General features: G+C 70.7%; 6 protein-coding genes. 5 read left to right on the top strand and 1 reads right to left on the bottom strand.

Annotation, left to right across the window (positions count from 1 at the left end; all coding sequences use genetic code 11):
- The first annotated feature begins 142 nt into the window (after positions 1–142).
- The 4 genes from HUT18_RS06280 (at position 143) to HUT18_RS06265 (ending at position 20264) form a co-directional block, all read left to right on the top strand.
- Positions 143–3304, top strand: a complete 3162-nt coding sequence (locus HUT18_RS06280) for an efflux RND transporter permease subunit (RefSeq protein WP_176098564.1) — start codon at positions 143–145, stop codon at positions 3302–3304.
- Between the two features lie 160 nt (positions 3305–3464).
- Positions 3465–4010, top strand: coding sequence for a DUF6879 family protein (locus HUT18_RS06275; protein ID WP_254878451.1), 546 nt, complete (start codon positions 3465–3467; stop codon positions 4008–4010).
- A gap of 357 nt (positions 4011–4367) precedes the next feature.
- Positions 4368–11507 (top strand): SpvB/TcaC N-terminal domain-containing protein, encoded by a 7140-nt coding sequence (locus HUT18_RS06270; RefSeq protein ID WP_176098562.1) that lies wholly within the window; start codon positions 4368–4370, stop codon positions 11505–11507.
- 51 nt (positions 11508–11558) lie between these two features.
- Complete coding sequence (locus HUT18_RS06265) at positions 11559–20264, top strand: neuraminidase-like domain-containing protein (RefSeq protein WP_176098560.1); 8706 nt, start codon at positions 11559–11561, stop codon at positions 20262–20264.
- Between the two features lie 102 nt (positions 20265–20366).
- On the opposite strand, the gene nadA is transcribed toward HUT18_RS06265, so the two are convergent.
- A complete protein-coding gene (gene nadA / locus HUT18_RS06260; protein ID WP_176098558.1) occupies positions 20367–21575 on the bottom strand; it encodes a quinolinate synthase NadA in 1209 nt (402 codons plus the stop codon).
- Between the two features lie 386 nt (positions 21576–21961).
- Here nadA and erpA point away from each other — a divergent pair, with 386 nt between their 5' ends.
- Positions 21962–22318 carry an iron-sulfur cluster insertion protein ErpA gene (gene erpA / locus HUT18_RS06255; protein ID WP_176098557.1) on the top strand — a complete coding sequence of 119 codons (357 nt, stop codon included), beginning with the start codon at positions 21962–21964 and terminating at the stop codon, positions 22316–22318.
- The last annotated feature ends 102 nt before the right edge of the window (positions 22319–22420 follow it).

Genomic DNA, 22420 nt, shown 5'->3' with positions numbered 1-22420 from the left:
GGTTGCCGAGTGGGTGCCGCGGCACCGGTGCGCCGCCGCGCCGGTTCCGGTTCTTTCTCCGCGTGACCCCGGGACGATCCGTGACACGGTCCGGGGCGTGCCCTGCTCCTGCCGCGCACGCCACAGAAGAGAGACCCGTTTCATGTCCTGGCTGTCCCGGTTCAGCCTGCGCCAGCGCGCCCTCGTCGGGCTGATGTCGATCATCGCGATCGCCTTCGGCACCGTGGCGATACCCCAACTCAAACAGCAACTGCTGCCCAGCATCGAGCTGCCGGTGGTCTCGGTCCTCGCCCCGTACGAAGGTGCCTCGCCCGACGTGGTCGAGAAGCAGGTGGTCGAGCCGATCGAGAACAACCTCGACGCGGTCGACGGCATCACCGGCGTCACCGCCACGGCCAGCGAGGGCAACGCCCTGATCCTGGCCCAGTTCGACTACGGCACCGACTCCGAGCAACTCGTCGCCGACGTGCAGCAGGCCGTGAACCGCGCCCGCCCCGAACTGCCCTCCGGCGTCGACCCCGAGGTGGTCAACGGCTCCACCGACGACATCCCCACCGTCGTCCTCGCCGCCTCTTCCCGCGAGGACCAGCAGGCCCTGAACGACCGCCTCGAACGCACTGTCGTCCCCGAGCTGAAGGACATCGACGGCGTCGCCCAGGTCACCGTCGACGGCGTACGCGACCTGGAAGTGGCCGTCACCCCCGACGACCGCAAGCTGGCCGCCGCGGGCCTGCTCCCCGCCCAGCTCGGCCCGGCGCTCGAAGCGGGCGGGGCCACCGTCCCCGCCGGATCCTTCGACGAAGATGGCAAGAACCGCACCGTCCAGGTCGGCGGCGGCTTCACCACGCTGCGCCAGATCGAGAACCTGATGATCACGGGCGAGGGCGTCAAGAAGCCCGTACGCCTCGGTGATGTGGCGAAGGTCGAACAGCGGCCCGCGAAGGCCGAGTCGCTGACCCGTACCAACGGCAAGCCCAGCCTCGCGATCACGGTCACCATGGACCAGGACGGCAGCGCGGTCGCCATCTCCAACGCGGTCGAGGACAAGCTCGACGACATGCGCGGCGACCTCGGCCCCGGCGCCAAGCTGACCGTCGTCAGCGACCAGGGCCCGGCCGTACAGAAGTCCATCGAGGGCCTGACCACCGAGGGCGCCCTCGGCCTGGTCTTCGCCGTCGTGGTGATCCTGGTCTTCCTCGCCTCCATCCGCTCCACCCTGGTCACCGCGGTCTCCATCCCGCTGTCGGTCGTCCTTGCGCTGCTCGTGCTGTGGACCCGCGACCTCTCCCTGAACATGCTCACGCTCGGCGCCCTGACCATCGCCGTCGGCCGCGTGGTCGACGACTCGATCGTGGTCCTTGAGAACATCAAGCGGCACCTCGGCTACGGCGAGAAGCGCGAGGACGCGATCCTCGTCGCGGTCAAGGAAGTGGCCGGCGCGGTCACCTCGTCCACGCTGACCACCGTCGCCGTGTTCCTGCCGATCGGCCTGGTCGGCGGCATGATCGGCGAACTCTTCGGCGGCTTCTCGCTCACCGTCACCGCGGCCCTGCTCGCCTCGCTCCTCGTCTCCCTGACGGTGGTACCGGTCCTCTCGTACTGGTTCCTGCGCGCCCCCGAGCAGACGCGGGACACCGACCCCGACGAGGTGCGACGCCTCGCCGAGGAGAAGGAGGCCCGCAGCAGGCTCCAGCGCTGGTACGTACCGGTCCTGCGGTTCGCCACCCGGCGCCGTCTGACCAGCATCGCGATCGCGGCCGTGGTCCTGGTCGGCACCTTCGCCATGGCACCCCTGCTGAAGACCAACTTCTTCGACCAGGGCGAACAGGAAGTCCTCACCGTCAAGCAGCGCCTGAAGCCCGGCACGAGCCTGGCCGCGACCGACGCCTCGGCCCGCGAGGTGGAGAAACTGCTGGACGGCGTCGACGGCGTGGAGGACTACCAGGTCACCATCGGCTCCTCCGGTTTCATGGCGGCCTTCGGCGGCGGCATGGACACCAACCAGGCCTCGTACCAGGTGACCATCGCCGACGACGCCCACTTCGAGGACGTCCAGGACGACATCGAGGCGGGCCTGGAGAAGATCGACGGCGTCGGCACCACCAACATCACCCCCGGCGACGGCTTCGGCGCCCAGGACCTGAGCGTCGAGGTGAAGGCCGCCGACCCCGCCGTCCTCGCCAAGGCCTCCGAGCAGGTACGCAAGGCGGTGGCCGGACTCGACGACGTCACCGACGTCACCAGCGACCTGGCCGAGTCGGTCCCGCGTATCTCCGTGAAGCCCAACGCCAAGGCGGCAGCGGCCGGTTACAACGAAGCGACCCTCGGCCAGGCGGTCGCCAGCGCGGTGCACGGCGTACCCAGCGCCAAGGCCGTACTCGACGACACCGAGCGCGATGTGGTGATCCGCTCGGCCCAACAGGCCCGTACGGCGGACGAGTTGAAGAAGCTGAGGCTCGGAGCGGTGAAGCTCGGCGACATCGCCGAGGTCAAGCTCGTCGACGGCCCGGTCTCGATGACCCGGATCGACGGCCAGCGCGCCGCGACCATCAAGGCCCGCCCGACCGCCGACAACACCGGCGCGGTCAGCGCGGACCTCAACTCGACGATGAACGGACTCGACCTCCCCGAGGGCGCCACCGCCTCCATCGGCGGCGTCTCCGAGGACCAGGACGAGGCCTTCGCCCAACTCGGCCTCGCCATGCTGGCCGCGATCGCGATCGTCTTCATGCTCCTGGTGGCGACGTTCCGTTCCCTGATCCAGCCCCTGATCCTGCTGGTGTCCATCCCCTTCGCGGCCACCGGCGCGATCGGCCTGCTGCTCGCCACCGGCACCCCGATGGGCGTCCCGGCGCTGATCGGCATGCTGATGCTCATCGGTATCGTGGTCACCAACGCCATCGTCCTCATCGACCTGATCAACCAGTACCGCGAACAGGGCTACAGCACGGTCGACGCGGTGATCGAAGGCGGCCGCCACCGCCTCCGCCCGATCCTGATGACGGCCCTCGCCACCGTCTTCGCCCTGCTGCCGATGGCCCTCGGCATCACCGGCGAGGGCGGCTTCATCGCCCAGCCGCTCGCGGTGGTGGTGATCGGCGGCCTGATCAGCTCGACGCTGCTGACGCTGTTGCTCGTACCGACGCTTTATACGGCGGTGGAGTTGAGGAAGGAACGGCGAGTGAAGAAGAAGGCGGCCAAGCGGGCGCGGAAGGCGGGGGAGTCGGCGCCGTCGGATTCGACCGACTCGCTCGACTCGGAGCAGGGGGAGACGGCCAAGGGGGCTGATACGGCTCAGGTTTGAGCCAGATTCGAGTTGGTCCAGTGGCTTCGGCCCGTCCCTGCGATGCGTCATGTGCGGGGACGGGCCGAAGTGTTGTGACCGTCCTTGTCCGGTTTCCAGTAACGGAAACGTGAGCGGCTTGTCACTGTGGGTCCCCGTCCGGAAGGATCGATCAAGAGACGTGGCGACCGGAGAGGATGATGCCGTGAAACCTAGGTCGTTGGGGGGCTGCTTCGAGGAGTTCAACCGCGAAGCGTTCCGTTTGGAAACCATGGACGACTACAGCCAGTCCGGAGGTGTGGACGCGTACCAGGCCTTCCTCGCGGGAAAGCCGAAGCCGGAAGGTTTCACGGACAATCCGTGGATGACGACGGTCGGAGACGCGATCAAGTCCGGGAAGCGCATGTATCGCGTCCACATCCTGGCCCGTCCGCTGAACGACTATCTGCGGTTCGAACTCGGCTGGGGGTACATCCGGAACATGAAGGCCGGGGAGGAGTTCTTCATCCTCGACACCACCGATCAGGAGAATCCGATCCCGGAAGCCCCGGACTTCTGGCTGTTCGACGAACAGATCATTGGGACGATGATCTACGACGGGCACGGAAAGTTCCTCAACGCCGAGTTCCTAGGCGAGGAGGAGTTGGTGACATTTCTGGCCTACCGTGACAAAGCCCTGGCGCATGCTGTGCCGTTCGCCGATTGGTGGGCAGAGTACGGCGAGTGAACAAGTCGGCTCTGGGCTCGGCGCTGCGGGCACTGCGGGTCTTTCAGGTCTCGAGGCATGAACTCCCCATCGAGGGAGCCGAGTTCTCGAAAGCCTGCGGCGGGAATGCCCATCCCGGCGGAGAGTCCTGTGTGACTTTCGCCAGGATCGGGCCGGACATTCGGGAACCGCGCCCTGCCCGAACTGCCTTGCCCGGCTCGGCTTCCCAGGAGTGACCGGCCGTAGTCACACCCACGCCGCACACACCGCCGGCCCCGGCAGAAAACCGCCCGGTTGCAGCCCCGCGAAGGCGGAGAGAGCCTGAAAGAGCCATAGGCCCCGCACGGGGCGTGCTTCCCTATTAGCAGGTGACATGGCATGGGCGACACCACGCGGGCGCCCGAGTCCATCGTCGGCCGCCCCACGGGCGGGGGCGCTCTGCACGGCATCGGGGAGAAGTTCAGCGCGGATCTCCACACCGGAACCGCCAACTTCACGCTTCCGCTCTCGCTGCCGCCGGGGCGCGGTGGCTTCCAGCCGCAGGTGAGCCTCGTCTACAGCACCGGGCACGGCAACGGTCTGTTCGGTATGGGGTGGAAACTCACGGTGCCCGGGATCAGCCGGAAGACTTCTCGGGGAGTGCCGAGGTACCGGGGCGATGACGTTTTCGTCCTTTCCGGGGCGGAGGATCTGACGCCGGTCGCGGGCAACGGGCCGGGGCCCGTGACGTACCGCCCGCGAACCGAGGAGGAGTTCAGCCGGATCGAACGGTTCAAGGACGGGGCACAGGACTACTGGGAGGTGCGGGCCAAGGACGGCACGGTCACCAGGTACGGGACGCGGCGCCCCGCAGGCGCGCCGGCGGGCTGGAAGGATCCGGCGGTGACGCGCCGGCCCGGCACCGGGGCGGAGCGCGTGTTCGCCTGGCATCCCAGCCGGACGACCGATCCGTTCGGTAACACGGTGCGCTATCGCTACGAGCAGCGCGACGCCGGGTCGGCCGCCGACGCGCCCCACTCCTGGGACCAGCCCCTGCTCACCGGGATCGACTACGCCGACCAGCGGGGCACCGATCAGCAGGGCACGGACACGGACATGGACGCGGACGCGAGCGACGAAACCCGCTACGCCGTCCACGTCACGTTCTTCTACACCTCGCGGACCGACCCGTTCTCCGAGTACCGGGCCGGTTTCGAGATCCGTACCAGTCGGCTGTGTTCCCGGATCCTCGTCGAGACCGACTCCGACGCCGTGCGGCCCTGGCGCGAGTACGGGCTGGGGTACCGCGCCGCCGAGGGCAACGGCGTCAGCCTGCTCAGCAGTGTGCAGATGGCCGGTTTCGACGATGCCGGGGACCGCGCCGAGGAGCTTCCCCCGCTGTCGCTCGGCTATCTGCCCTTTGACCCCGAGCGGCGCCGCTTCGCCCCTGTGCGGGGGCAGAACCTTCCCGCGCACTCGCTGGCCGACCCCTCCCTGGAACTGGTCGACCTCTTCGGCACCGGTCTGCCGGACATCGTCGAACTGAGCACCGTCTCCCGCTACTGGCGCAACCGCGGCGACGGCAGCTTCGCCCTGCCCACCACGGTCACATCGGCCCCTTCGGGCACCGCGCTCACGGACAACGGTGTCCAGCTCCTGGACGCGGAAGGCAACGGACGCAGCGACCTGCTCGTCGCCCGCCCCGGACAGACCGGCTACTTCCCGATGCGGTTCGGTGGTCTCTGGGACGGCGGCGCCTTCCGTTCCTACAGCCACGCCCCGAGCTTCGGACTGAAGGATCCGAACGTCCGGCTGATCGACCTCGACGGCGACGGAGTCACCGACGCGATCCGCTCAGGCACCCGGCTCGAGTGCTTCTTCCAGGACCCGGACAAGGGCTGGGACACGACCCGGGTGGTGGACCGGGACGTCCTGGACGGCTTTCCCGCCGTCGACTTCGACGATCCGCGCGTGAAGTGGGCGGACCTCACCGGGGACGGACTCCAGGACATCGCGCTGGTCAACTCGGGATCGTTCGACTACTGGCCCCAGCTCGGACGCGGGGACTGGGGCCCCCGGATCCGGATGCGACCGGGCCCCGACTTCGCCGCGCACGTCGGCTCCTCCTTCGACCCGCGCCGGGTCCTCCTCGGCGACGTCGACGGTGACGGTCTGGCGGACCTCGTGTACGCGGGCGACGGCAAGGTCCTGGTGTGGCTCAACCAGAGCGGCAACGGCTGGAGCGAGGACCCGTACGTCATCACCGGTACCCCGCGGGTCGGCCACGCCGATGCCGTACGTATGACGGACGTTCTCGGCAGTGGAGCCGCCGGGGTGTTCTGGACCGCCGACGCCACGGCGGCCGGGGGCGACCGGATGTGGTTCCTCGACCTGACCGGTGGCCGTAAGCCCTATCTGCTGACCTCCACCGACAACAACCTCGGTGCCGTGACGACGGTGCGGTACGCGCCGTCCACCCTGTTCTGTCTGCGGGACCGGGCTTCCCCGGCCACCCGGTGGCGCACACCGCTGCCCTTCCCCGTCCAGGTGGTGCACCAGGTCGAGGTCACCGATCAGGTGTCGGGATCGAGGCTGACCACCGAGTACGCGTACCACCACGGTTATTGGGACGGCTCGGAACGCGAGTTCCGGGGATTCGGCATGGTCGAGCAGCGGGACACCGAGACCTTCGAGGACTATCACCGCGCCGACGAAGGGCAGCCCCCGGTCCGGCCGGTCGACCCGGCGGACTTCGCTCCGCCGGTGCTGCGCAAGACCTGGTTCCACCAGGGCGCGGTGGGCGACGAGGACGGCGCATGGGCGGAGGCCGATCACACCGCGGACCACTGGCCGGGGGACACCGATCTCCTCGGGCACCGCCCGGCGACGGCCGCGTTCCTCGCCTCGCTGCCCGCCGGGCCCGGCTCCCGCCGCGCCAAGCGCGACGCCCTGCGGGCGCTGCGCGGCAAGGTGCTGCGCACCGAGCTGTACGCCCTCGACGGCAGCGCCCGCGAGGGTCGCCCCTACACGGTGACCGAGTGCGCCTGGGCCGTGGACGACCGGGTCACCTGCGACGACGGCACCCGTCGTCGGCTGAACCGGCTTCGGCCCGGCGCCGAGAGCGAGGACACGGCGGGGGACCGGCCGCGGCCGGTCTACGTGACCTGGCCGCGCGCGGAGCGCACCACGTACTGGGAGCGCGGTGACGATCCCCGCACCGAGCTGACGTTCACCGGTGATCCCGACGCCTATGGAGAGCCCGTACTGCGGGTCAGGGTCGGCTGTCCGCGCGGCTGGCGCACCATGGACGACACCTCGGACGCCTATCTGACCGTCCGCGAACGCGTCCACCACGCCCGCCCGGACGACATCGAGCGCCACTACCTGGCCGACCGGGTCGCCGCCCGCACGACCTACGAACTGAGGCCGTCCCGGCCGATGACCGTGCGCGAGCTGTTCGACCTTCCCGACTCGGCCGCCGACCACCATCTGATCGGGCAGACCCTCACCCACTACGACGGGGAGGCGTTCACCGGCCTGCCGCTGGGCCGGGCCGGAACCTTCGGCGCCCCGGTGCGCACCGAGCAGCTCACCGTCACCGACGACATCCTCCGCCGTGCCTACGGAGACCGGCTTCCCCCGTATCTGACCGACGGGGCACCCGGCTGGAGCGACGACTACCCCGAGGGCTTCCGGGCGCTCCTGGCCCCCCGGGCCGGCCTGGTCCGGCACGGTCCCGACGGTGTGGCCACCGAGGGCTGGTTCGCCCGGACCCGGCGGCTGCGCTACGACTTCCAGGAGCCGGGGCGACCCGTACGGGGCCTGGTGACGGCCGAACGAGGGCCGCTCGGCACGGACGACGAGCGGGACACCGAGATCGCGTACGAGCCCCTCGGACTGCTGCCCGCCAAGGTCACCGACGCGGCCGGACTGACCGTCGAAGTCGCCTACGACCCCCGCACTTTGCAGCCCCGGACCATCACCGACCACAACGGGGCCCTCACCCGCTACACGTACACCCCGATCGGCCTGCTCGCCTCCAGCACCATCAGCGGCACCGCGGCGGACGGCTCCCCGCGCGGCGACCGGGAGCAGCCGAGCGAGGTCCTCGACTACGACTTCCGCTCCTTCCGCGACCGCGCCGAGCCCGTCCATGTGCACACCACCCGGCGGGTCCACCACGACCCGGCCGCCGGAAGCGACACGGTGGAAAGCCGGGAGTTCTCCGACGGGTTCGGACGGCTCGTGCAGTTGCGGGTGCGCGCCGAGGACGTGCGCTACGGCGACGACCGCACCGGCGACCACGTGATCCCGGCGGACCAGACCGAGCGTCCGGCCGCCGTCGAAGGCAGACGCCGGGCCGACGGCGATCCGCCCCATGTCGTGGTCAGCGGTCTGCGCGTCTACGACAACAAGGGCCGCGTCCTCGACACCTACGAGCAGTTCTTCGACACGGGCTGGAGCTACCGGCGGCCCGACCCGGCCGGTGGCGCTCCCCGGACCCGTACGCTCCACGACCCCTGTGGCCGTCTCCTGCGCACCGTGCACCCCGACGGATCACAGCAGTTCGTCGTGATGGGCAGGCCCGCCTCCCTCGACCGTCCCGAGTCCGCCGAGCCCAGCCCGTGGGAGAGCTTCACCTACGACGCGAACGACAACGCCGGGCGCACCCACCCCGATACGTCGGCCGGCTTCCGCCACCACCACGACACCCCCCACAGCGTGGTGACGGACGCCCTCGGACGCACCGTCGAGACGGTCGAGCGGGGCCGGGAGCCGGGCGGGCCGGTGCAGGAGATGCGCACCCGCACCCGGTACGACATCCGCGGCAACCCGCTGGCCGTGACCGACGCCCTGGACCGCACGGCCGTCGAGAACGTCTACGACCTGGCCGGACAGTGCCTGCGCTCGCACAGCATCGACAGCGGCACCAGGCAGACCGTCTACGACGCGGAAGGCCGTCCGGTCGAACAGCGCGACGGGCGCGGCGCCCTGGTCCTGAGCGTGCGCGACGTGCTCGGCCGGCTGGCCGGGCTCTGGGCACGCGACACGTCCGGCGAACCGACGGTGCTGCGCGAACGCGTCGAGTACGGCGACGGCGGCAGCCCGGCCCAGCCGCCCGCCGAGCGCCGGGCCCAGGCCCTGGCGAACCGGCTCGGCCGCCCGCACCGCTACTTCGACGAGGCCGGACTGCTCACCTACGACGCCTACGACTTCAAGGGCAATGTCACCTCCTGCACGCGCCGTGTCATCAAGGACAGCGTGCTCGCGCCCGGCTGGCGGACCGACTGGGACCGTCCAAAGGCGCAGGAGTCGCTGGAGAGCTCCGGCTACCGCACGGCGACCACCTTCGACGCCCTCAACCGCATCACCTCGCTGCGCTATCCGCAGGACGTCGAGGGCACGACACGGCTGCTCAGGGCCGAGTACACCGCGGCCGGAGCGCTGGCCCGGCTGACCCTCGACGGGCAGCCCTACGTACGGGAAGTGGCCTACAACGCCCGCGGGCAGCGCACGTTCGTGATCCACGGCAACGGAGTCATGACCGCCCTCGCGCACGATCCGCGCACCGCGCGACGACAACGTCTGTGGACCGGTCGGGTGCGCGAGGACCCGGCCACGCCGCTCGCCCACGTCCCCGAGAACGCGGCCAAGCCGCTGCAGGACATCGGCTACGCCTACGACCTGATCGGCAACGTCACCGCGATGCGCGAGAGGTCTCCCGGCTGCGGCATCCCGCCTCGACCCGACGCACTGGACCGGCTCTTCGAGTACGACGCCATCGGCCGCCTGCTGTCGGCCACCGGCCGCGAGGCCGACCGGCCCGGACCCCCGCAGCCCTGGGCGGTCACCGCCCCGCACCACGACGCCACCCTCACCCGCGCCTACCAACAGACGTTCGCCTACGACGCGGTGGGCAACCTGGAGCGGCTGCGGCACGCCGCGGGCGACAGCGGCAGCTTCACCAGGACGTACCGGCTCGAAGCCGGCGCCAACCGGCTGGAGCAGGTGGCCGCCGGGACCCGGGAGGACGACTACCTCTACGACGCCAACGGCAATCTGCTGCGGGAGAACGGCTCCCGTCACTTCACCTGGAACCACGCCGACCTGATGACCGGGTTCAGCGTGCGGGCGGGCGACGGGCCCGCCTCGGTGGAAGCGGTGCACCTGTACGGCGCCGACGGCACACGTGTGAAGAAGCTCGTCCGCAAGAACGGCGGCAGCCCCGAGTCCACCGTCTACGTCGACGGTGTCTTCGAGCATCACCGACGAGGCGGCGGCGAGAACAACACGCTGCACATCCCGGACGGGGACAGCAGGGTCGCGCTGATCCGGGTGGGACCGGCGTTCGCCGGTGACGGCGCGTCCGACGCCCCTGTGACGTACCACTTCGACGACCACCTGGGCAGCAGCGCGGTCGTGGCGGGCGGAGCGGACGCGGCCTCCGGCGCGTTCATGAACCGCGAGGAGTACTCGCCCTACGGGGAGACCAGCTTCGGCAGCTTCGCACGCAAGCGGTACCGCTTCACCGCCAAGGAACGCGACGAGGAGAGCGGCCTGGCCTACCACGGAGCCCGCTACTACGCGCCGTGGCTGGCCCGTTGGACCTCACCGGACCCGGCGGGTCTGGTCGACGGGCCCGGCACCTACACCTACGTCCGGGGCAGGCCCGTGTCGACGACGGACACGACCGGCACCCAGGGCACCGCCGCGCCCAACACGGTGGGCAACCAGTGTCTGCCCATGCCCGGTCTCGAACCGGACCGGGGCATCAAGAACATGCCGCAGGCCGGTCCGGATCCGGGCGGCATCCCCTATGCCGAGATCGAGGCACGCGGCCGGGCCATGCTGGAGACCCTGAAGATCCAGACCCAGTCGCCGCTCGCCTCGATGGTCGTGGGCACGGAGATCGTCATGGGGGAGAAGGATCCCGAAAAGCTGCGCAACCTCGCCCAGGGCAGCCAGGCGCTGGAGCAGTTCGCGCAAGGCGTCGCGGGTATGGGCACCGCGGCGGCACGGAACCGGAGCATGGACTTCAGCCGGGCTCCGCGCGTGGGCACGGTGCAGATCCGTACCACCCAGCAGACGGTGCAGGCCAAAGTCAGCGAACTGGTACGGCAGTTCCACGCCAACCCCGTTCAGCTCGCCGAACACCTCTCGGCCAAGGAGCTCAACGACCTGTCACGAGCGGCCTTTCAGTTCTCCTCGGGCAACTCGACCAAGGCGGAAATGACGCGGTCGGTCGGCAAGGTCTTCGGCAAGGCCGTGGAACGCGCGGCCGTGGACTGGGGCAAGGAACGCGGCATCGTCTCCGTCGGCCAGACCCGCGATGCGCAAGGCCGCTTCACGACCGCGCCGGACCTCCTGGTCACCACCGGGCCCGACAAGGGTATGAAGATCGAGATCACCACCTACCGGGCCTGGGTCGAGCACGCGGAGCGCGAGTGGGGCCTGGACCCCTCCGTCGAGTACGCGACCTACGAGATCCAGTACCCATCCCTGTTCCGCTTCCTGGGCGTTTCCGCGTACGGGCGTTGAGCACGGGGCCGAGCACAGAAGGACAGGGCAGAGCACAGAAAGGACGAGCAGATGGCTGAGCGGCACTCGGTACGGGGGCAGGTGCGCGACTCCGACGGCCGGCCCGTCCCCGGTGCCACCGTCGTCGCCTACGACAAGGGCCTGCCCAGCCGACGCCCCCACGACGAACGCAGGCTCGGGCAGGCCCGTACGGAGCAGGACGGGGCCTTCGCCCTCGACTACGACGCACCTCTGCGGCCCGGCGTCGGGCAGAACGGCACCAACCTGCTGGCGCGGGTCCTCAGCGGACGCCGTGAGCTGCCGCTCAGCAGTGTCGTCGCCGACGGGCGCGAACTGGACGGAACCGGGGTCGTGTTCGACGCGCCACCGGTGACCGAGCTGTTCCTCACCGTCGCCGACGGTGCGCGAAAGCGCAACGCCTTCGAGACGGTCCTCGCCGAGATCGGGCCTGCGCTGCGCGGTGTGGCCGTGCAGAACCTGACCTCCGAGGACGTGGACTTCCTCGCGAACAGCACCGGCATCGACCCCCACTTCATCGAGCTCGCCCAACAGGCCGCCCGCCTCGCCGCCGACTCGGGGATCGCGCCGGAGGTGTTCTACGGACTCGGCCGCACCGGTCAACCCATGGACCTCCCACGGCTCGCCGCCCTGGACTCCGAGACCCTGAGCGAGGCGCTGCACCAGGCCATCTCCGCACGCAGCATCAGCTCGGACCTCGAACCCCGAGTGGACGAGGCGGTACGGGAGTTGCGCCGGATCACCGAGGAGACCGTACGCGTGGAGATACGGCTGCGGGACGGCACCACCGGCGGCCCTCTGGCGCAGACCGTGGTCCGGGCGACCGACCTGGACGGCGGCCGAGACGGCGGTGACCTGGGCACGGTGCTCACCGACCACCGCGGCCTCGCCCGCCTGAACTACTCGGCACAGCCCGGCGACGCCGCCCACCGCATCCGGCTCACCCCCTTCCCCGGTGCCACCGCCCCGGCCGGATCGCGCGGAGCACCCGCCTCGATCGTGGTCACCTCCGTCGCTCACATCGAATCCGGGCCCGGGGGCCGCCCGGCAGGCGCGGCGGGAACACCGCCCTTCCCACCGGCCGACGGCGGCTTGCCGACAGCGGCGGACGACATGCGGCACGCCCTGGCCTCACCGCCCGCCGGGTTCGCGGCACACTCGCAGCCCGGGTTCGCGCCGCATCCACCCCCCGCCGGGGCCGCGCCGCATCCGCCCCCCGCCGGGTTCGCGCCGCACCCGCATCCGCCTCCCGATCCGGCCCTACCCGACGCCGCCCCCAACTCCGACGCCGCCCCCGACGAACCGGTGGACGTAGAGGAGTTGATCGTCGAGCCGCCGTCCCCGCACACGCCCGAACCCTCCGGCGCCGGGGCCCGCCCGGAGCATCTGAGCGTGGAGATCGCGCCCGAGGTGGGGCAGGGCCCGTCGTCCGTCACCGTCGGCGCGGCCGACCGCTCCCTGGCCGCCGACGGCATCGACGTGGCGGACGACCTCGCGCTGTACCTGTACACCTCGGGGCTGACCACCCTGAGTTCGCTGCGGCACCTGGAGCGCGGACTGCACGAGCAACCCGACGTCCCCTTGTCCGTCGACCGCGATGCCGTGGCCAGGCTGGAGTCTCATGCCGACCTCGCCCGTGCCGTCCCCGACGCCTCGGCGCGCACGGGTCTGATCGAACTCGGCTACGACACCGTCACCGCGATCGCCGACGCCCCGCGCACCGAGTTCGTCAGCCGCGCGGGCGAGCTTCTGGGAGATTTCCGTGCTGCCCGGCTGCACCACACGGCAGCGGCCCAGAAGCGATTTCTCAGCAGCGTGCTGGCCGACGAACTCACCTCGGCCGCCGACAACGTCACCCCGGCGCCCACCGAGGAGCCTCAGGCACCGGCCGGAGAAGCGGCCGCGGGCGAGGCGCTGGCGGGCGAGACACCGGCGGGCGAGGCACCGGCCGAGCCCGGGGACCCCGCGGACCCTCAGACTCCGGAGCTCGAAAGGGAGTCACCCGAGGAGGCACTGGAAGCCTCGCTGCCCGTGCGCTGCTCCTGCAACGAGTGCTCCTCCGCCCTCGGCCCGCTGGCCTACCTCGCCGACCTGCTGCACTACGCGACCGGCCATCTCCGCGACGCGAGCGGCGCCCCCGTCGACGCCGCCGCACTCCAGGCCGCCCACCACCAGCCGTTCTCGGAACTGCCCGTCTCCTGCCGGGCCGCCGACCAGCAGGTGCGCACCCTGCGCCTGGTCATCGAGTCGCTACGCGCCCACCTGCGCACCGCGGCGCCCACGCCCGCCCACCAGGGCGCACTCGACGAAGCCGAGCATCGCTACCGCGTCGCCGCCTACCGGACACTGCTCACCAGGCTGGGCACCGCGTACGAGGAACTGCGCACGCTCGCCCCCTCGGAGGACGGCCAGAGCGAGGAGCAGGCCGCCGCACGCACGGCGCTCGCCGAACGGCTCGGGATCCCCCTCACCAGACCGGCACCCGCCGAGGGCGACGAGATCAGCCGGCTCTGCCTGGCCCTGACCCCGACCGCCACCGGCACGGTACTTACGGAGTCCGCCCTGGAGGCGCTGTTCGGACTCGCCGACACCACACGCGACCGGCTGTCCGGTGGCGCGAAATTCGACGACACCGACGAACAACTGCCGCGCTGGCGGCTGGAGGACGTCGCATGGGGCCGCAACACCTCGCCCGACGGCTCCGTGTACCTCACCCTCACCGAGGTCACCGGCTCCGGGGAGGTCGTCGCCGAGCTCTTCCGGGACAAGGCGTGCACGGCACGGGTGGCCTCCGGGCGGGCCGACGCGCCCTCGGCGGCGCTCACCCTGGTGCCCAGCGGCGGCAGCGGACTGCACGGCTCGCTCGTCATCGCCTACACCGTCGACATCTCGGCCGACGCCCCCGTGGAGATCGTCGCCGTTCCCCGGTTCACCGCCTGGCGGCTCGCCTTCCTGCGTACGGTGTGGGCCGCGCAGGACGAAGCCGGACGCCTGTACACGGGACCCGCGATCGACCCGGACGTCGTGCCGCCCGAGCTGCTCGCCGACCCGGTGTCCGGGCCCGCCGCCACCCTCTGGCAGGAGCGCACGGACCTGCTCGCGGAGCGGTACGCGCACCTGGCGCAGATCGTCGCCACCACTCCGCCGCCCCCGGCGCTCACCACCTTCAACTCCCTGTTGCAGGACGCCTTCGCCGTCTCCGGCCAGGCGATCCGCGCCTTGGTCGAGGACCGCGGGGAGGGCAAGGACATCACCGACGAGCTGGCCGAACTCTTTCTCACCGAGGCCGGACTCGACGAACTCGCGCGGGTGCACACCCTGGTGGTGGCCGGGGAGACCGTCGACGAGCAGGACTGGGAATCGGTGCTCGACATTCTCGTACGCGCCTGGAAGCACGCCCGCTTCCCCGCCTGGCACACCCAGGAGGTGGAGCAGGGGGTGACCCTGTCGCCCGACCACTTCCGCCCGCCCCGGTCCGAGGGCACCGTGAAGTCCCCCGCGTCACGGTGGCGTGCCGAACCCACCGCACTCGCGGAATGGACCGACGTACTGGCCGCCCGTATCGCCGACCGGACCACCGCCATCACGGGCGTCGGCGAAGCGGTGGGCGAGACCGAGCGCGAGACCATGCCCGCGCTGCGGGACGCGCTGGTGCTGGCCGGCGGGGCGGACGGCGACACCCGCCCCGAGGACGCGCTCCTGGCCGAGCGGGGCGAACTGCTGTCCCAGCAGCTCTTCGTCGACGTCCGCACCTCCGACTGCGCCTGCACGACCAGGGCGGCACATGCCATCGAGGCATTGCAGTCGATGCTGCTCGCCGCCCGCGCCGACCGGTTCCGGGCCTCGCCCCAACTGTCCCTCGCCGCCCCGCAGTTCGACGCGGAGTGGAAGTGGATCGGCTCCTACGCCACCTGGCGCGCCGCCATGTTCGTGCATCTGTGGCCGGAGAACCTGCTGCTGCCCGGGCTGCACACCCCGCAGACGCCCGCCTTCGCCGCTCTGCTCGGACGGCTCGGATCCCGTCCGGCCACCCCGGACAGTGCCAGGGCCGCGGCGACGCAGTACAGCCGCTATCTGGAGGACGTCTGCTCACTTCAGGTGGCCTGCTCGACATCGGCGCTCACCACGGTGCCCACCGGCGGTTACAGCTGCCTGCAGTTCCTCTTCGCCCGCTCCAAGAAGTCCGGCGCCGTCTACTGGTCGCTGGCGGACGCCGCGTATCCGGCCGGGCAACCGCAGAGTTACTGGCAGCAGGTCCCCACCGGCGAGGGCCATGTCAAGGAGGTCATCGGCGCGACCCCGTACCAACTGCCCACCGGCGAGCGGTACATGTACGTCTTTCTCAAGCAGAGCCCGGGCAGGCTCCCCGGCAATGTGGAGACCCTGACCTTCGTCCGGATGGATCTGGAGTCACACACCTGGGAGCCGCCCAGGGACCTGGAACTCCCGGACTCCCAGGCCACCAAGTTCACCGCGGCGCTGACGGCGCGTGCCGAGGTGTACGCGGGCGCGATACCCAAGGCGTGGAACTGGTCCTTCGCCCCCCAACTGTTCATCCGGGTCGCGGACGTCGTGGGTAACTTCAGCGGCGACTGGATGGAACGCCAGCTCGCGGAGAGCGGCGACGGCTGGGAACGCGACGGCTTCTCCACCACGGGCTGGCCGGCCACCGACGAGCTGATGGCCGTCGCCGACCAGGGCAACGACGCCCTCTTCGCGGTCTTCCGGCGAGGGACCAACCTGACCTATCTCCAGCTCTCCGCCGTGAGCTGGCCGCCGCGCACACTGACCGCCCCGAACCGCTACACCTGGAAAGGCGGTGACTTCGCCTCCGGTGAGGAGTTCCGGGGAGCCCTGCTCCTGGTCGCCCCCTACCCCGGGGAGGGCTTCATCACCAACGAGCTGTACATCCTGACCAAACGGCCCGACGGTCTGCCCCGGGCGCGCATCTTCCGACGCGGAGCGGACGGATGGGCTCAGGCCCCCTTCCCGGACGTCGGCAGCACCGTCCCCGCCTCGGTCCGGATCCTGCCCAACTCCGGCCTGCTGTTCGGGGACAAGTACGGGTTTCAGAGCTGGTTCGCGTTCACCGACGACAACCAGCCGGACCAGCAGTTCTACGGCCGCGTACAGCGCGGCGGCCCCGGCGCGGCGATCACCCTCGACACACCGGTCCCCGCGGTGCCGACCTTCACCGGAGCCTTCGACTTCCCCGCACCGCAGCAGGCTCCGGCCCTCCAGGCACGCCGCCAGGTCCTGACCGCGATCGAACAGGCCAACACCACCGTGCCCAACAAGGGCTACGTCAAGGAGATCTCCTATCTCGTCCCGCTGACCCTCGCCCAGGCGCTGGCGCGATCCGGCGAGCACCGTGCCGCGCTCGACTGGTTCCGGATCTGCTACGACTACACCGCCGCCGAGGCCGACCGGAAGATCGCCCCGTTGCTGCGCATCGAGGAGACGCGGGCCGACACGATGCAGTGGCACGCCGACGGCTGGCTGGCGGACCCGCTCGCCCCGCACCGCATCGCGGCCACCCGGAAGAACTGCTACACGCGCTTCACCGTCACCGCCATCGCCCAGTGCCTGTGCGACCTGGGCAACGCCGAGTTCACCCGGGACAACGCCGAATCGCTGCCTCGCGCCAGGACCGCCTACGCCGACGTACTGGAAGTCCTCGCCTCGGCCGGTCTCGGCGAGGCCGACGACACCTGTGGACGGATCATCGCCGCCCTCAGGGTCGCGTCCGAGGCGCCGGTCGTCGTGCACCGGGCGGTCGAAGGGCTGCGGGCGGACGCGGCCGACATCGTCGACCCCGCCGCCCTGCGCACCGCCGTCGCCGCCGCCGGAAAGGCTCTGCACGGCGCCGGACGGACTCCCTGGGCCCGACGTCTGTCCCGGGCCAGGGACATCATCGCCACCGCCCGCGCCAAGTCCACCCGGGCACCGGTCCTCGGCGACGTCGTGGCGGACGGCAGGGCGGCCACCACGGTGGCCCGCGGCGCTGTCGCCAGCGTGCCCGACGTGGAGACCGCGCTGGAACGCGTCGCCCGGACCGCGGAAACCGCCTTCGACCGCGCCGTCTACGAGATCACCCGCACTCCGGTCGCCCGCCTCAACGACCCGGCGACCCGACTGCCCTGGCTGCGCGGCGCGGACGGCGCGGGCAGCGTGGGCGGCGTGGGCAGTGTGGGCGGTGCGGACGGCACGCCGACGGCATCGCCGCCCGGCGCGCCCGTTCCCGACAGCCTGCTCGTCGCCGACGGCGCGCCCGTCCCCGACGGCCTGCCCACCCCCGACGGTGCGCCGACGCCCGACGGCCTGCCGGTCCCCGACGGTCCGCCAACGCCCGACCGCCCGCCGGAACCAGACCGCCCGCCGGAACCAGACCGCCCGCCGGAACCCGACGGCCTGCCCCTGCTCACCGGAGAAGCACCTCCCGCGGACCGCCGGGTGGTCGGTTCCCCGGCCTCCGCCGGACTCGCCGCGGTCGCCGCCGCCGATCCGGGCCTGGCGATGGAAATACTGGCGCCGCTGGAGGCCGTGTTCGTCCCCGACGCCCCCGTGGCCTTCTGCGTACCGCCCAACCCCGCGGTGGACGCCCTGCGCACCAGCGCCCGGCTCGGCCTGCACAAGCTGCGCACCTGCCGGAACATCGCCGGGATGCAGCGGCCCGTCGACACCTACGCGGCGCCCACCGACGCCGTCAGCGGGATGCCGACCGCGCTCGGCACCACGATCAGCGTCCCCACCGCCTCCGGGCGCCAGCCCACGCAGTACCGGTACTCCAGTCTGATCCGGCGTGCCAAGGAACTCACCGCCATGGCCGCCCAGTTGGAAGCGGGCATGCTGCGCGCGATGGAGGCGGCCGAGACCGAGCGGTACACCCGCTTCAAGGCCGAGCAGGAACTGGCGATGGCCGTGGCCAACGTCCGCGTACTGGACGCACGGGTGATCGAGGCCGGTCACGACATCACCCTGGCCGAACTCCAGCAGCGCCGCGCCCAGTTGCAGTCCTCCACCTACCAGGGATGGCTGGACGCGGGACTGAACCAGTGGGAGCAGGCCACCGTGTCCAGTTACTACGCCGAGGGCAGCGCGTCGAGCATCGCCGCGATGATGGAGGCGGAGGTCCAGGCACTTCAGACCTTCACCCAGGCCGCCGCGGCCAGCACGATGATGTACGCTGCGGCCTTCACCCTGGCCACCGTGACCGCCCTCAGCCTGGTCGGCCACGCGGCCGCCAATGTGGCCGCCATCGGTGCCCGGACCTCGGGTCAGGTCAACTCCTTCTACGCCGCCATCGAACGCCGCAAGGACCAGTGGCAGTTGGAGAAGCTGGTGGCCGATCAGGACGCCGCCATCGGCGCCGCGCAGACCAGGCGTGCCCAGGACCACCTCGACGTCGCCATCACCGAGCGCTCGGTCGCCAAGAGCGCCGCCGACCAGGCACGGGACACCTTGGAGTTCCTCAGCGGCGAGTACCTCGACGCCGCCCTGTACGAGTGGATGAGTCAGCAACTGGAGTCCAGCTACCGCTTCTTCCTCCAGCAGGCCACCACCACGGCCCGCCTCGCGCAGCAGCAACTGGCCTTCGAACGGCAGGAGGTGTCGCCCGTCCAGCTCCGTGACGACTACTGGTCGCCCGTCGCGGAACCCCTCGCGGGCGCGGCGCCCGACCGGCGCGGGCTGACCGGCGCCGCCCGGCTGAGCGAGGACATCCAGCGGCTCGACGACCACGCGTTCGCCACCGACCGACGCCGCCTGCAGATCCGCAGGACGCTGTCCCTGGCCCGGCTGTACCCGCTGGAGTTCCAACGCTTCAGGGAGACCGGGGTGTTCACCTTCCCCACGCCCATGGAACTGTTCGACCGCGACTTCCCCGGTCACTACATGCGGCTGATCCGGCAGGTACGTACCTCCGTCGTCGCCCTCGTACCGCCGACCGAAGGCATCCGCGCCACCCTCAGCACCCTCGGCCTGTCCCGTGTCGTGATCAGCCCGCAGACCGGGCAGAGCACCGTTCTTCAGCGCGCCCCGGAGTCCGTCGCGCTGAGCACCGGTATGGAGTCCAGCGGGGTGATCGAACTGGAGCCGGAGAAGAGCGAGTTGCTGCTGCCGTTCGAGGGGGTCGGCGTGGACACGCGCTGGGAGCTGCGGATGCCCAAACCGGCCAACGCCTTCTCCTACGAGTCGATCACCGATGTGCTGTTCACCGTCGACTACACCGCACTGGACAGCCCCGACTACCGCCGGCAGGTGATCGAGTCGCTGCCCAAGGCCACCTGGGACCGACCCTTCAGCGTGCGCGACGCGTACCCCGACGCCTGGTACGACCTGCACAACCCCGACCAACTGCCCCCCGAGGAGCGGATGGTGGTCCATCTGCGGACCGAGCGCGGGCACTTCGCGCCCCACCTGGACAAGCTCGGGATCGAACAGGTCCTTGTCTACTTCGTCCGCAAGGAGGGCCTCACCCAGGAGATCCCGGTCAAGAGCCTCCACCTGGCCACCCCCGACGGCCAGAGCGCGAACGGCGCCGCCACGTCCACCCTGGACGGTCTGATCAGCACCCGGCGCGGTGTCTGGCCGGACTTCGCCCACCTTTCCCCCGTGGGCGACTGGCGACTGGCTCTCCCCGACACGGAACAGGTCGCCCGCTGGCTCCGCGAGGACCGGATCGAGGACATCCTCCTCGTCGTCACCTACTCCGGACGCCCGCCCGCCTGGCCGGACTGACTGCCTACGGCACGGCGAAGGGGCACCCGGTTCGACCGGGCGCCCCTCCGTAATACCGTGAAACGTTCGTAATGCCGCGAAACGCCGTAATACGGCGGCCGGTTACGGCAGCGCCAGCATCCGCTCCAACGCCAGCTTCGCGAAGCTCTCCGTCTCCTTGTCGACCTGGATGCGGTTGACCGTCTTGCCCTCGGCCAGCGACTCCAGGGCCCAGACCAGGTGGGGGAGGTCGATGCGGTTCATGGTGGAGCAGAAGCAGACCGTCTTGTCGAGGAAGACGACTTCCTTGCCCTCGTCCGCGAAACGGTTCGCCAGCCTGCGGACCAGGTTCAGTTCGGTGCCGATGGCCCACTTGGAACCGGCGGGCGCCGCTTCCAGGGTCTTGATGATGTACTCGGTCGAGCCGACGTAGTCCGCCGCCGCGACGACCTCGTTCTTGCACTCGGGGTGCACCAGGACGTTCACGCCGGGTATGCGGGCCCGTACGTCGTTCACCGAGTCCAGCGAGAAGCGGCCGTGCACCGAGCAGTGGCCGCGCCACAGGATCATCCTGGCCGCGCGCAGCTGGTCGGTGGTCAGGCCGCCGCCCGGCTTGTGCGGGTTGTAAACGACACAGTCCTCCAGGGACATGCCCATGTCGCGTACGGCGGTGTTGCGCCCCAGGTGCTGGTCGGGCAGGAAGAGGACCTTTGTCTGCTGGGGGTCCCCCTGTTCGAAGGCCCAGTCCAGGGCGCGCTTCGCGTTGGACGAGGTGCAGATGGTGCCGCCGTGCTTGCCGGTGAAGGCCTTGATGTCGGCGGAGGAGTTCATGTACGAGACCGGGACGACCTGTTCGGCGATGCCCGCCTCGGTCAGTACGTCCCAGCACTCGGCGACCTGCTCGGCGGTGGCCATGTCGGCCATCGAGCAGCCCGCCGCCAGGTCCGGCAGGATCACCTGCTGGTCGTCGGTGGTGAGGATGTCCGCGGACTCGGCCATGAAGTGCACGCCGCAGAAGACGATGTACTCGGCCTCGGGGCGGGCCGCCGCGTCACGGGCCAGCTTGAAGGAGTCGCCGGTGACGTCCGCGAACTGGATGACCTCGTCGCGCTGGTAGTGGTGGCCGAGTACGAAGACCTTCTCGCCCAGCTTCTCCTTGGCCGCGCGAGCCCGCTCCACCAGGTCCGGGTCGGACGGGGAGGGCAGGTCGCCGGGGCACTCGACGCCGCGCTCGCTCTTGGGGTCGGCCTCCCGGCCGAGCAGGAGCAGAGCGAGCGGCGTGGGCTGGACGTCGAGCTCCTGACGGGTTGGGGCGGTGGTCACGGCACGCACCCTTTCTTCTCGCGGACCGAGCCCTCTCCGGTGGCGCCGCGGAGGCCGTGATGGGCCTCTCGGGGAGCGGTGAAGAGGGTTCTCGTCGAATTGACGCTATCTATCATAACTGCTTCACGTCAGTTTGACGATGGCCCTCATGTCAATGTGACGCATTCCCCGACGGCAACCACCCGGGACCCAAAACGCCACTTCGGAGACTCCCCGGGGACGCCTGGGCGTCGCGGCCGTGGTGCTGTCCACAGCCCCGTGACCGTGCCGGACCGATGTGCGAGCATGGGTGGACAACGCAGCGTCGGCATCGGCGCTCGGCCCGGAATGAATCCGCGGCCCCGGCGGTTCTCACTGTCGGCAAGCAGTCTCCGTACAACCCGGGAGAGATGTAGATGTCCGTATCGGACGAGACCACCACCGTCACCGACGGCATCGTTCTGACCGACGCCGCCGCGGCCAAGGTCAAGGCCCTGCTCGACCAGGAAGGCCGTGACGACCTCGCGCTGCGCGTCGCCGTCCAGCCCGGTGGCTGCTCCGGCCTGCGCTACCAGCTCTTCTTCGACGAGCGTTCGCTCGACGGCGACGTCGTCAAGGACTTCGACGGAGTCAAGGTCGTCACCGACCGCATGAGCGCCCCCTACCTCGGCGGCGCCACGGTCGACTTCGTCGACTCCATCGAGAAGCAGGGCTTCACCATCGACAACCCCAACGCCACCGGCTCCTGCGCCTGCGGCGACTCCTTCAGCTGAGCCCAGCGGCTTCGGCCGTACCAGGGGCCCGGCGCGGCATCGTCCGCGCCGGGCCCCCGGTCTGTCGGCACCCGGGCAACGCAAGGCGGCGGCCCCCCTGCG

It is taken from the genome of Streptomyces sp. NA04227, from assembly GCF_013364195.1.
In the GTDB taxonomy this organism is placed as follows: Bacteria; Actinomycetota; Actinomycetes; order Streptomycetales; family Streptomycetaceae; genus Streptomyces.
This window is presented reverse-complemented; position numbering and strand designations above follow the sequence as displayed.

Excerpts from the sequence above, each read along its gene's own strand:
- HUT18_RS06280 (WP_176098564.1), top strand. The coding sequence starts at position 143 with ATGTCCTGGCTGTCCCGGTTCAGCCTGCGCCAGCGCGCCCTCGTCGGG.
- HUT18_RS06270 (WP_176098562.1), top strand. The coding sequence starts at position 4,368 with ATGGGCGACACCACGCGGGCGCCCGAGTCCATCGTCGGCCGCCCCACG.
- HUT18_RS06265 (WP_176098560.1), top strand. The coding sequence starts at position 11,559 with ATGGCTGAGCGGCACTCGGTACGGGGGCAGGTGCGCGACTCCGACGGC.
- erpA (WP_176098557.1), top strand. The coding sequence starts at position 21,962 with ATGTCCGTATCGGACGAGACCACCACCGTCACCGACGGCATCGTTCTG.